8 protein-coding genes are annotated in these 12,780 nt (G+C 47.2%); all 8 read right to left on the reverse strand.

The window, feature by feature from the left end; all coding sequences use genetic code 11:
- Positions 1–215 precede the first annotated feature (215 nt).
- A complete protein-coding gene (gene treP / locus AB3N00_RS06060; RefSeq protein ID WP_413033779.1) occupies positions 216–2,234 on the reverse strand; it encodes a PTS system trehalose-specific EIIBC component in 2,019 nt (672 codons plus the stop codon).
- Between the two features lie 29 nt (positions 2,235–2,263).
- Positions 2,264–3,985: an alpha,alpha-phosphotrehalase gene (gene treC, locus AB3N00_RS06065; protein WP_413033780.1), complete on the reverse strand. Its 1,722-nt coding sequence runs from the start codon at positions 3,983–3,985 to the stop codon at positions 2,264–2,266.
- Between the two features lie 325 nt (positions 3,986–4,310).
- Positions 4,311–5,663 carry a C4-dicarboxylate transporter DctA gene (gene dctA / locus AB3N00_RS06070; RefSeq protein WP_413033781.1) on the reverse strand — a complete coding sequence of 451 codons (1,353 nt, stop codon included), beginning with the start codon at positions 5,661–5,663 and terminating at the stop codon, positions 4,311–4,313.
- A 287-nt stretch (positions 5,664–5,950) separates the two neighbouring features.
- Positions 5,951–6,643, reverse strand: a complete 693-nt coding sequence (locus tag AB3N00_RS06075) for a metal-dependent hydrolase (protein WP_413033782.1) — start codon at positions 6,641–6,643, stop codon at positions 5,951–5,953.
- Positions 6,644–6,763: 120 nt separating this feature from the next.
- Positions 6,764–8,452, reverse strand: coding sequence for a glycoside hydrolase family 13 protein (locus AB3N00_RS06080; RefSeq protein WP_413035204.1), 1,689 nt, complete (start codon positions 8,450–8,452; stop codon positions 6,764–6,766).
- Between the two features lie 192 nt (positions 8,453–8,644).
- Positions 8,645–9,100 carry a VanZ family protein gene (locus AB3N00_RS06085; protein WP_413033783.1) on the reverse strand — a complete coding sequence of 152 codons (456 nt, stop codon included), beginning with the start codon at positions 9,098–9,100 and terminating at the stop codon, positions 8,645–8,647.
- 45 nt (positions 9,101–9,145) lie between these two features.
- The gene (locus AB3N00_RS06090) at positions 9,146–10,012 is read right to left on the reverse strand and encodes an effector binding domain-containing protein (protein ID WP_413033784.1); all 867 of its coding nucleotides are present in this window, start codon (positions 10,010–10,012) and stop codon (positions 9,146–9,148) included.
- Between the two features lie 201 nt (positions 10,013–10,213).
- The gene (locus AB3N00_RS06095; protein WP_413033785.1) at positions 10,214–12,646 is read right to left on the reverse strand and encodes a glycogen/starch/alpha-glucan phosphorylase; all 2,433 of its coding nucleotides are present in this window, start codon (positions 12,644–12,646) and stop codon (positions 10,214–10,216) included.
- Positions 12,647–12,780: the final 134 nt, after the last annotated feature.

The raw sequence follows: 12,780 nt of genomic DNA on the forward strand, positions 1-12,780 counted from the left end.
TTTGTCCACTACACTAGGAACTTTTCCTGAACCATATGAATACTCCATCAGTAACATGCAAATCCGCGGCGATTCAACGTTGATCATATTTTAAATTTCAATTTATACATAGTGTACCATGAGCCCAAAGAAAAACGAACCAGTTACAGGCTCACACCTGGGCTGGTTCGTTAATGAGATGAAGCAGAATTTTTCTATGAAGAAAGAAAAGGTGGTTAGCCTTTCAAGTGAACGGTCAATATACCATTCCGATTGGATGAAACATCACCCGTAGTGACTTCCACCCGATCAACCATATCCTGTCCATCCGGGATAATAATCGGGGTAATGAGCGGATATCCGGCAGCTTCAATGACCTTACGATCAAATTCCAGCAGCGTTTGCCCAGCTCTTACATGTTCGCCTGCTTCGACATGCATGTTGAAGCCCTCGCCCTTCAGCGATACGGTGTTAATCCCAACATGAATCAGAATCTGCAGACCGCTCGCATGTTCCAGGATGACCGCGTGTTTGCTCTTAATCACATGTGCAACTTGTGCATCAAACGGGGCAACCACCTGATTGCCTGAAGGTTCAATCGCTACGCCTTCTCCCATCTGCTTCTCTGCAAAAGCCGGATCAGGCACTTGTTCCAGCGGGACCGCTGTTCCTGTTAATGGAGCCATTACTTCCAGCGTGTTAACAGGTGCATCCCCAACTTGTGCATTCGTGCGAGTCCGCTCAGTTACTGTTGTATCTGTATTGGAGACTGCTGTATTTGCAGTGGATGCTGCTGGTGTTGTTTTGCTTACAGAACCAGTCCCGATATTGTTGCTGCGATCTTGCTTTCTCATCTTCGCTCTACCGAAAATAACCGTCAGAACAAATGGAACGATCAGCACAATCGCCATGCCGATAAAGAATACTCCCCACTTGTTCGGGAATATGGACAGGAATCCTGGAACACCACCTACACCAATGGAGGTTGCCTGAACATTGTTCATGGTTAACAGTACTCCACCAATGGCCGAACCAACCATACCGAAGATAAATGGATAACGATAACGGATATTGACCCCGAAGATCGCAGGCTCCGTCACACCGAGGAAAGCTGACACAGACGAAGTCGCTGCAAGTCCTCTCATCTTTTGTTCACGCAGAACAAGCATCATAGCCAGCGCCGCAGAACCCTGTGCGATATTGGACAACGCCAGCATCGGCCACAGGAATGTACCTCCCTGACTGCCAATCAGTTGTACGTCAACCGCCAGGAACGTATGGTGCATACCCGTAATAACCAGCAATGCATACAGACCACCATAGATCAGACCACCGAGTGCTGCATAGGAATCATAAATATAAATCAGACCTGATGTAATCGCATTCGCAATGGCGAACGTAACCGGACCAATGATAGTGAACGCGAGAAATCCGGTAATAAGCAAAGTTACGGGTGCAACGACAAGCAATTTGACGGAGTCATGCACTCTTTTGTTCAGGAAAATCTCAAGTTTGGCCAGCAGATAAGCCGAAACCAATACCGGCAGCACCTGACCCTGATAACCAATTTTCTCAATGTGCCTGCCGAAGAGATTCCAGGTCGGCACGGTACCTTCATTTACTGCATTGGCATAGCCATAGGCACTCAGCAGATCAGGGTGCACCAGGATCAACCCAAGCACAATCCCGAGCAGCGGGCTTCCGCCGAACCTTTTTACCGCTGACCAACCAATCAATGCAGGCAGGAATGTAAAGGCTGTACTCGCAATGGTATTAATGATGGATGCGAGGTCCTTCCATGCCGGATAGACGTCGACCAGTGATTGTTCATCAAAAAAGATGCCTGGCCCTGTCAATATGTTGTTGATTCCGAGCAGAAGACCTGCCGTAATAATGGCAGGCAGGATTGGAATAAAGATATCCGAGAGCGTTTTGATCGCACGCTGGATTGGATTTTGCTTTTTGCCGGCAGCCGCCTTCACATCATCCTTGGAAGCGCGGTCACCGCCTGTGATCTGGATCATCTCATCATATACCTTATCGACCAGCCCGGGTCCAATAACGACCTGAAACTGTCCTTGGGATGAGAATTGGCCTTTGACCAGATCATTCCGGTCCAGACCTTCGGTATCCACTTTACTTTCATCATACAAGGCAAACCGGAGTCGTGTAACGCAGTGTGTTGCCGCTTCGATATTCTCTTTTCCACCGACAGCACGTACGATCTCCTCAACCTGTTTTCTATCGATTGCCATATTGTCACTTCCCATTTCAATAATGTGAATTAGTCCTCTTGTGGTACAAGCCACATATAGGATGCGTACGGACTGAGTGAGATGACCTGTTCCAGATCAGGTGACGCCTCCGTATTGCCAATGAGCAATTCAGCCGTTTTTCCGGATACGTGATCGTTCCAGACCGCAGCCGGAAATGTAAAGGAAACGTCTTTCTTGCTGAAATTGGACACTACAATCAACGTTTCATTACCGTTCGTCCGTGCATAGGCGAATACTTCCGGGTGTGCATCATCCAGTCGTTCATACAAACCGTCGGTCAACACAGGAACCTCTTTGCGCAGAGCAATGAGCTTGCGGTAGTGATAGTAGATCGAATTCGGATCCGCCAACTGTTCAGCTACATTAGTCGATGGATAACGTTCATCCACTTTGATCCAAGGGGTGCCCGTTGTGAATCCGGCGTTCTTGCTGTCATCCCATTGCATTGGTGTACGGGAGTTATCACGGGAGCGCTCTTTCACAATTGCAAAGGCTTCTTCCGCCGATTTTCCGCGTTCTTCCTGAAGCAGCCGGTACATATTCGTGGATTCAATGTCCCGGAATTCGCTTACGTCATTCCAGACGGGATTCGGCATTCCGATCTCTTCTCCTTGATACACGTACGGCGTGCCCTGCATGCCATGAATGGTTGTTGCCAGCATTTTGGCACTCTCGGCACGGTAGTCCCCATCATCTGCGAAACGGGAAAGTGCACGCGGCTGATCATGATTGTTAAGGAAGAGCGCGTTCCAGCCTCCACCAGCCTGCATTCCTGTCTGCCATTCACTGAACAGCCGTTTCATTGCTTCAAAATCATAAGGCATCAGTTCCCATTTCTGCCCATTGGGGTAATCCACTTTCAAGTGGTGAAAATTGAATGTCATTGAAAACTCGCGTGAAGCCGGATTCGAATATCGGATGCAGTGTTCCAGCGTTGTGGAGGACATCTCTCCAACCGTGACCATGTTATATGGTCCAAACACTTCGTCATACATCTCGGTAATATATTCGTGAACACGTGGTCCGTCAGTGTAAAACTTGCGACCGTCACCAGGCCCTTCGCTGCCATCATCATTAGGGAAACGCTGATCCTTGGAGATCAGATTAATGACGTCCATCCGGAAACCGTCAACACCCTTCTCTGCCCAAAACTTGATCATGTCCCGCACAGCCTTGCGAACCTGTTCATTTTCCCAGTTCAGATCAGCCTGTGTCTTATCAAACAACGTCAGGAAATACTGTCCCGTCTGTTCGTCATACTGCCATGCCGGTCCGCCAAACTTCGACTGCCAGTTGTTCGGTACACCGCCATCCGGAGCCGGATCTTTCCAAATATAATAATCCCGATATGGATTATCCTTGGAAGAACGCGCCTGCTTGAACCATTCATGCTCGGTGGACGAGTGGTTCACCACAATATCAATCATCAGTTTCATGTCACGGTCTTTCAGACCCTTCAGTAATTCATCAAAATCTTCCATCGTGCCAAAGTCCGGATTAATCTTATAATAGTCCGCTACGTCATACCCATTATCATTTTGCGGGGAGACATACACCGGCTGAAGCCATACAATATCGATTCCCAGATGCTGCAAATAGTCCAGCTTCTCGGTCAGCCCCCGAATATCCCCGGTGCCAGAACCCGTGGTGTCATTGAAGCTCTTGGGATATACCTGATACACCGTGGAGGTTTTCCACCACGATGAGGAAGTTGTATCATTTGAACTCATGTTAACGCCTCCAATAAATTGTATTGCTCATGATCGATATCTCAGTTAACTACATTTCTATATTACATAAGTAAACATGTATATACAAGTTGAAACTATAATATACCTAGAATATTCCTCTTCTACACATTCCCCATTAATCGATGCTCTGTAACATAAAACAAGTATGATTACGTTTGACAACTCCCTGATACACGTATTGGTGAACTAAAAAAACCGCCTGTCTTCACAGTCATAGGACTGCAAATACAGACGGTTTACATAGGAATTGCGGGTTCGCATAGCGAGGGAGTGAAATCATGAATCAAGGCTTCTATGTCTACTTCTAGAGCATATCGGGTGACACGACTCTGTTCCCTTGTTCAGACTTATGTAACGTCAACGAAGATATTGAAGCCTGCTCTTCCCGTTCCAGATCTGTGGCACTAATTTCACCTGAGAGCACGGCGCGCATGCGCTTTTGATCCAGCAGTCCTTCCCATTTCGCCACAACGAATGCTGCCACGCAATTACCCATCAGATTCGTGAAGACACGCATCGTGTCCATGAAACGATCCGCCCCAAGCAGCAAGGCAACCGCAGCAACCGGGAATGCATTTAGTGCTGCTGCTGTAGCCGATAATGCGAGGAAGGCAGAACCGGGAACACCAGCCATCCCCTTTGAGCTTAGCATCAGCACGAGCAAAATCGTGATTTCCTGTGCCAGCGTCAGGTCAATGCCGACAGCCTGGGCCAGAAAAACGGTTGCGAGTGACAGATAGATTGAAGCGCCATCCAGATTGAACGAGTACCCTGTCGGAACAACGAGACCTACAACTGCGCGATCACAGCCTGCTTTCGTTAGCTTATCCATCATACGCGGCATGACCACTTCGGATGAACCTGTTCCAATCGCCAGCATGACTTCAGAACGCGTATATTTTACGAATTGCAAAAAGTTGAGTCCCGTAATCCACCAGGCGGCAAGTGCAAGCATCACCAGAAATAACAGCGCAGCTCCATAGCAGGCAACGATAAGCATGCCGAATGATGAGAGAGTGGAGGCGCCGTATGCCCCAACCGTATAAGCCATGGCTCCAAATGCACCGATCGGCGCGAGCTTCATGATATAACCGATAATCCGAAACAGGATTCCCAAAACATTTTCAATCAATGTGAGCACATTTTCTTTTGCTTTGCTTTCCGTTGCCGCCAGAGCTACTCCAAACAAACAGGCTACAAGCAGCACTTGCAGTAATGCATTTTGTGCAAAGGCGTCCACTACACTTGTCGGGATGATATTCATGATAAAATCCACCACATGCGGCAGCTCGGAGCCGTTCGTTTTGGCGTCAATACCGCTTGCATCAATTGTTGAAGGATCAACATTCATGCCTGCACCTGGACGAAGCAGGTTTGCCGTGCCGAGACCAAGGACCAGAGCGACAGTTGTTGCAATCTCGAACCATATTATCGCTTTGAGGCCGATGCGTCCTACCGACTTCAGATCACCGATTTTGGCAATGCCTGTAACGATCACCATGAAAATAAGCGGTGCAATAATCATTTTAATCAACTTGATGAAGCCTGTTCCAAAGGGTTGCAGCAAGCTGCCCAGATCTGGCCACAAGACACCTACGCCTATCCCGATGATCACCGCCACAATAATTTGGAAAAACAATGATTTAATAAATGACATGAACGCTCCCCCTATTTTAGGCCAATTCGGATCGATTGTTTCCGTGTAATTTTTTATAACATTCGTGAACAGCCTCCAACAATTGAATTTCAATATTTTTGTCATATTCACCAACTCCAAGCCTACATTTTGAACCTGGAAACGAAAAAAAGACGAATATCACGTCAGTTATCATAACGTGATATTCGCCTTTGGCCGATTGTTCAACCTATCATAGAACATCGGTTCATATACAAAAATTTATTTTAGCGTTCAGTAAGTGCAACTTGTTTCATTCATTACAACGACTACAACGTCAGTGATTCGCCAGGTGCCAATACTTGACCTTCAAGTCCTTTGGCAGCGAGCTGCTGCACAAACTTCTCGGAATCCTGACGGATCACCGGGAACGTGTCATAGTGCACAGGAATGGTCAGCTTGGCGTTAAACCACTCTGCAGCTTGCAAAGCATCTTCAGGGCCCATCGTGAAATGCCCGCCAATAGGCAGAAAAGCTACATCGATCTGATGACGATCACCAATCATTTTCATATCGCCGAACAGACTCGTGTCTCCGGCATGCAGAACCGTTTTGCCGCCGATGTTAATGATATATCCCGCAGGCAACCCTGCATACATAATCCGCTGCTCTTCTTCCAGCACAATTCCCGAAGTATGGAAAGCCTGAATCATCTTGGCTTGAGCGAAATCCAGATCCACCGTGCCGCCCATATTCATGCCAATCGTATCGAGCCCTTTCCACGACATGTATGTAGCCAGCTCCACAATTGCTACCACTTTGGCATGATTCGCCTTGGCAATCGGTTCAGCATCGAGAATATGATCCATATGTGCATGTGTCAGCAAAACGGCATCCGTTTTGATGTCTTCCGGTTTGGTAACGGCCAGCTCATTGCCGCGCAGGAATGGATCAATAATTAATGACTTCTCCTCCGTACCCAATTGTACACTGGAGTGTCCGTGATACGTAATTTTCAACATAGAGTAACCTCCTGACGATTCCGATATGAGCAACCTTATCTGGTTGATTCATGTCAATTATAATGGCATTTACCTATCTCATTATAATTCAAACCCTTGGGCAGAAGCAAAATGCTGCCTTCAAGATTGCATCATGTATACCCTGGCCTCATAAGGCTGCAGCAGAATGGTACCTTCATCCGTTGAATACCGTTTCTTCACATTGCTGATGACCAGCTTGGCCTGATTCTCTGTCCATCCTTCGGGCCATTGCATTTCAGGTTCATTCCCGCGGAAGTTCAAAATGATGAGCATCTTCTCGTCACCCAACGTGCGAGTGTAGGCATATATGTCCGGATCATCTGGCAAAAGCAGCTCATACGCACCATAAATGAGAACTTTGCTCTTTTTTCGGATGGCAATCAGCTTCCGATAATAATGCAAAACGGAACCGGGGTCATTTTCAGCGGCGGCCACATTGATCTCGGTGTAGTTATCATTGACCTGAATCCAGGGCTGACCTTCTGTGAATCCCGCATGCTCTGTATCATCCCATTGCATGGGTGTACGTGCATTATCTCTGCTTTTCTTCCAGATGGCTTCCATAATGTCATTCTTGTCCCGTCCCTGTGCGATATAATGTCTGTAATAATTCATGGTTTCAATATCACGATACTGGTCAATATTCGGAAAAGCCACATTCGTCATGCCAATCTCTTCACCCTGATAAATGTAAGGAGTTCCCTCAAGCGTGAGCATCCACGTAGCCAGCATCTGGGCAGAGCGAATTCGGTAACGCCCATCATCTCCAAAACGGGAAACCGGACGAGGCTGATCATGATTGCCCATATAGTTGGCATTCCAGCCTCTGCCATGCAGTACCGTTTGCCAGCGGCTCATGATTTCTTTCAGTTCAGTCAGCTTCCACTCCCGGTAGTTCCACTTGCCAATCCCGGAAGATTTGGCATCCACAAACATATGTTCAAACTGGAACACCATGTTCAATTCATTGCGATCTGTACCAACATAAGCGAGTGCCTGCTCAGGACCAAGACCTGACGTTTCTCCAACAGTCATGGGACCATAAGGTTTCAGGATCATATCGTTCAACTTGTTCAAAATGGAGTGCACCTGTTCCAGGTTGGAAAACAGCTGATATGCCGGTACAACCGGCAGATTGTCTGGATTGTGCGCACTCGGCAGCCCTTCTGCCTTGGCAATATGAGCTACCGCATCAAAACGGAACCCGTCTACCCCTTTTTGCAGCCACCAATGCACCATTTCATACATTTCTTCTGCCATCTGTGCGTTGTTCCAATTCAAATCGGGCTGATGCTCCGAGTACAGGTGCAGGTAGTATTCATTCGTTTCCGGATCATGCTTCCACACGGATCCGCCAAAATAGGATTCCCAGTTGTTCGGCACCTGACCATTTTTACCTGATCGCCAAATGTAATAATCCCGCTTGGGATTGACCTTGGAGGAACGGGATTCGGCAAACCAGGCATGCTCATCCGATGTGTGATTCAGCACCAGATCCATCATGATTTTGAGGCCTCTGCGGTGAGCCTCTTCCAGTAACCGGTCGAAATCCTCCATCGTGCCAAATTTACGCATAATGGCATAATAATCGCTGATATCGTAACCATTGTCTTGTCCGGGAGATTCATAAATCGGACAGATCCAGATCACGTCGATCCCCAGATCCGTCAGGTAATCGAGTTTTTCATAAATGCCCTGCAGATCACCATGACCATCTCCATCCGAATCCTTGAAACTGATCGGATAGATCTGGTATACAACACTCTCTTTCCACCACACGATGTGGATCACCCTGCTTCCGTTGTATTCTATTTCAGGCTGTATATCACGATTCCTATATCTGCTGTATGAACATGTATGCCTTTTCAATACAGAATAACCCGTTAATATGTTTTATCCGAAATGCAGGCCATATAAACACACCCGTTTTCCGAGGCACGAAAAAAGATCAGAATAAACTTCCGCCTCCGTGGCAGATTTTTATTCTGATCTTGTTCTGGTCTGGATGAACAGGCGAAAAACAACGTATCCAATCCAGGCGCCTATGGTATTAAGGATTATGTCATCCACGTCAAACGAACCAACACGCGTGACCAGCTGCGTCAACTCAACAGCAAGCAGCAGCAAGATAACTGCCATCGTAAACCTCAACCCTGTTCGGCATTTGCGAAACAGCCAGGGAATCCATATGCCTAGTGGAATAAACAATACAATGTTACCGAAGAGGTTTTTCACCCATGTTTCCGCATTATACCTGTCCCTTTCCAACAGTAAGGGTTTAATCGTCTCCAAGGGGATCAGATTGTATTGATAACGATCCCCTGAGGTTCTCCCTTGAATAAATAACAAATCGCCCATAATCAGCATATATGCAATTGCAAAAACGGCCACCAGGAGCAATATCCATGGAGCATGGATACCCTTTCCTTTGTTCATTCTCTATACTCCTCCGGGTCCTTTTTTTTCCGCAGAGCGGCTCCTTTATTTTATCGGAATGTAGATCTTCATGTCCAATTGCTCTGGGGTTGATTTCCACACATCGGTCACCTCAAAATCAGGTCCTTCCCTGCGTTCATAATTCGACTGAGGCAGCCAGCTGCCATAAATCATTTTCCGGATATCTTGCCCGGAACCATCGACCGTGAACTCAGCGTACAAGCCACCCGGAATCTCAAACGTCGTATATCCAGGCTGAAGCTCCGGCGCATCAGATGAACTTTCCTCGCCAATAAGGAATGTGAACGCTCCATCATCTTTGAATCTACAGGCTATCCCATAAGCCAAATCGGGACGTGTTCGTTCAGGGATACTCATAAATTTCTGCTCTGCGCCAAAATCATGATAAAATCCGGGGATATCCGTATAATGCTGATCTCCATTTAAATTGGTCTGGTATGCATAACCTATAATCTGAATGGCATCCATAGTAACCAGGCGTGGTTTGTTCATATAAAATTCTCCTCCCAGCTGTGTTCGATAATCATTAAAATCAATACTCCGCTGCATCTTGGAAGAACACGGCTGTTCATTCAGCCTGCGAAACCGGGCGGGTGTCATTCCCCAGTGAGCCGTAAATGCCCGTGTGAACGCTTCCTGAGATTGATATCCCCAACTTAAGGCAATATTGAGTATGCCATCTGCCGAGTCACGCAAATGGCGTGCAGCTTCAGTCAACCTGCGTTTCCGTACATACTCCAGTACGGTAAATCCGGTGATCGCCTGAAATAAACGCTGGAAATGAAATCCGGAAAAGCCTGCTTTGGCCGACGCTTCTCTAATATCAAATTCATCTTGCAAATGATCTTCGAGATACGTAATGGCAAGCTGTATACGTGTGTAATGATCCATGGCGAATACTTTCCTTTCTTGGTCGAAATATAGATACTATGATTTCTTGTTAATTATCGCTCAGCGGCAGCATCTTTTTTTGATTTTGCGTGCGAAGATGAGAACTACGTCTCCAACAAAAAAAAGCATGACAAAGTCCCCTTGGATCAAGGGGACTTTGTCTCTTCACTTATTTAAAAACTTCTAAATCACTTATTCATATTAGCCTTTCCAGTGTCCAGACACCGGATGAATGCCCCAGATGTCGGTCGCATACTCACTTATGGTACGATCACTGGAGAAAATACCGGATTGTGCCGTGTTCAGCACGGTTTTGCGTGCCCAGCCTGGCACATCCCGATAAGCCTTATCAATGGACGCATGCGCATCTGTATAAGCAGCAAAGTCACGCAATACAAAGTATTCATCTCCATGTGCGAGCAGCGAGTCATAGATATCCCAGAACTCTCCTTCTCGGCAGCAGAACGCACCTGGATGAACAAGCTGTTCAACCACTTCGCGAATGCGTTCATCCTGCTGCACAATCTCGTATGGACGATAGCTGCCGGAACGATAATAATCCAGCACTTCGTCTGCACGCAGACCGAAGATAAACATGTTTTCTTCCCCGACCTGCTCCGCCATCTCCACGTTAGCCCCATCCATTGTACCGATGGTTAATGCACCATTCATCATAAATTTCATATTTCCAGTACCCGACGCTTCCTTACCGGCAGTCGAGATCTGTTCACTGACGTCCGCGGCCGGAATAATCTTTTCCGCCAGAGAGACGGAATAATTTTCGAGGAAGAATACCTTCAGACGGTCATTCACAGCCTTATCCTGATTTACAGTATCTGCCACCGTATTGATCAGCTTGATAATTTTCTTCGCAAAATAGTAACTTGGTGCGGCCTTCGCCCCAAAAATGAACGTACGTGGCACGATATCAAACGACGAATCGTTCTTAAGACGGTTATACAGATGCATGACGTGTAAAATGTTTAGGAGCTGGCGTTTGTAGCCATGCAGCCTTTTCACCTGTACATCAAAAATGGAATCCGGATTAACCGCCGTTCCGGTATGATCCAGAATGTACGCAGCGAGCCGTTCCTTATTTTCGTGTTTGATGGACCTGAACTGCTCCTGGAAAGAAGCATCGTCTGCAAATCCCGTGAGTTCATTGAGCCTGCCCGGCTCGGTAATCCATTCACTTCCTATGGTATCAGTAATCAGACTGGACAGTTTCGGATTCGCATGCATCAACCAGCGGCGATGGGTTATCCCATTCGTCTTATTGTTGAAACGCTCCGGATACAGGGCATAGAACGGTGCCATCTCCCGTTCCTTCAATATTTCAGTATGCAGCGCGGCCACACCATTGACACTATGACTGCCGACGATCGCCAGATGTGCCATACGAACTTGATCGTTTGCAATGATGGCCAGGTGCTGAATCCGATCTTGTTCTCCCGGATAACGATCCAGAAGCATGCCGCAGAAGCGTTTGTTAATCTCTTCAATGATCATATAAATGCGCGGTAACAGCTTGCTGATCATGGATACAGGCCACTTCTCCAGCGCCTCGCTAAGCGTTGTATGATTCGTATAGGAAACGGTGCGCGTTGTGATGTCCCATGCTTCGTCCCAACCATACCCCTTTATGTCAATGAGAATACGCATCAATTCCGGAATAACCAGCGTAGGATGGGTATCATTAATGTGGAAAGCCACTTTGTCTGGTAATCGGTCATATGGCAGTTCCAGCTTGTTAAATGTCCGCAATGCACTTTGCACACCGGCAGAGCACATGAAGTATTGCTGTTTCAAACGCAGCAGCTTGCCCTCGTACTGGGAATCATCCGGATACAGGAACTCGGAAATCGACTCCACGGAACGACTGTAATCCAAGTAACCGTAATAGTTCGAAGGGGTATCCAGTGATGTTTCCCGTTTCGGTTCGGCACTCCACAGGCGGAGCGTATTCACATGGGGCTGACCATAACCCAAGACAGGGATATCGTAAGGGACTGCAACAACAGATTCGGCATCTTTGGTAACAAAATGATAATGTCCATCCTGCTCATAGGCCTCCACCCGGCCCCAGAATTGAACTTCTACCTTTTTGTCCGGGCGTCGTACTTCCCATTCATTGCCCTTGTCGAGCCAATTGTCCGGAAGTTCTACCTGGTTGCCACCAATGATTTTTTGCTCAAACAATCCGTATTTGTACCGAATGCCGCATCCATGGCCGGCGTAGCCGAGTGATGCAAGCGAATCCAGAAAACACGCCGCCAGTCGGCCCAATCCGCCATTACCCAAACCTGCGTCAGATTCCTGTTCCTCTATTTCCTCCAGCGAGAAGCCCAGTTCGGCGAGACTGTCGCGAACCAATTCCAGTTCATTCACGTTCAACAGATTGTTACCCAGCAGACGTCCAATCAGGAATTCCAGCGAGAAGTAATAAACCTGTTTATCCTGGCGCTGCTTAAATCCCTGATTCGACGCTGCCCAGTCTTGACCTGCATACTCACGGATCATGCTTCCCAGAACGTGATAGACATCTTCCTTCGTGGCTTCTTCAAGCGGTTTGCCCAATTTGCTGACCAGATTCCGTTGAAAGATACTCTTGAACGTTTCCTTGTTGTCAAACAAAAGCAGGTTCCTCCCGGTGAAATTCTGTATATCGTGAAAAAATAATTATTACACTGGCCACTACGCTGGCAGAACAACCTTCCGATCACTGTTATCCCCGGATTTCTTTGATCTAGTTTGTTAAATGTAGAAAT

The organism is Paenibacillus xylanilyticus (assembly GCF_047246825.1).
Lineage (GTDB): Bacteria > Bacillota > Bacilli > Paenibacillales > Paenibacillaceae > Paenibacillus > Paenibacillus xylanilyticus_B.

Excerpts from the sequence above, each read along its gene's own strand:
- treP (WP_413033779.1), bottom strand. The coding sequence starts at position 2,234 with ATGGCAATCGATAGAAAACAGGTTGAGGAGATCGTACGTGCTGTCGGT.
- treC (WP_413033780.1), bottom strand. The coding sequence starts at position 3,985 with ATGAGTTCAAATGATACAACTTCCTCATCGTGGTGGAAAACCTCCACG.
- dctA (WP_413033781.1), bottom strand. The coding sequence starts at position 5,663 with ATGTCATTTATTAAATCATTGTTTTTCCAAATTATTGTGGCGGTGATC.
- AB3N00_RS06075 (WP_413033782.1), bottom strand. The coding sequence starts at position 6,643 with ATGTTGAAAATTACGTATCACGGACACTCCAGTGTACAATTGGGTACG.
- AB3N00_RS06085 (WP_413033783.1), bottom strand. The coding sequence starts at position 9,100 with ATGAACAAAGGAAAGGGTATCCATGCTCCATGGATATTGCTCCTGGTG.
- AB3N00_RS06090 (WP_413033784.1), bottom strand. The coding sequence starts at position 10,012 with ATGGATCATTACACACGTATACAGCTTGCCATTACGTATCTCGAAGAT.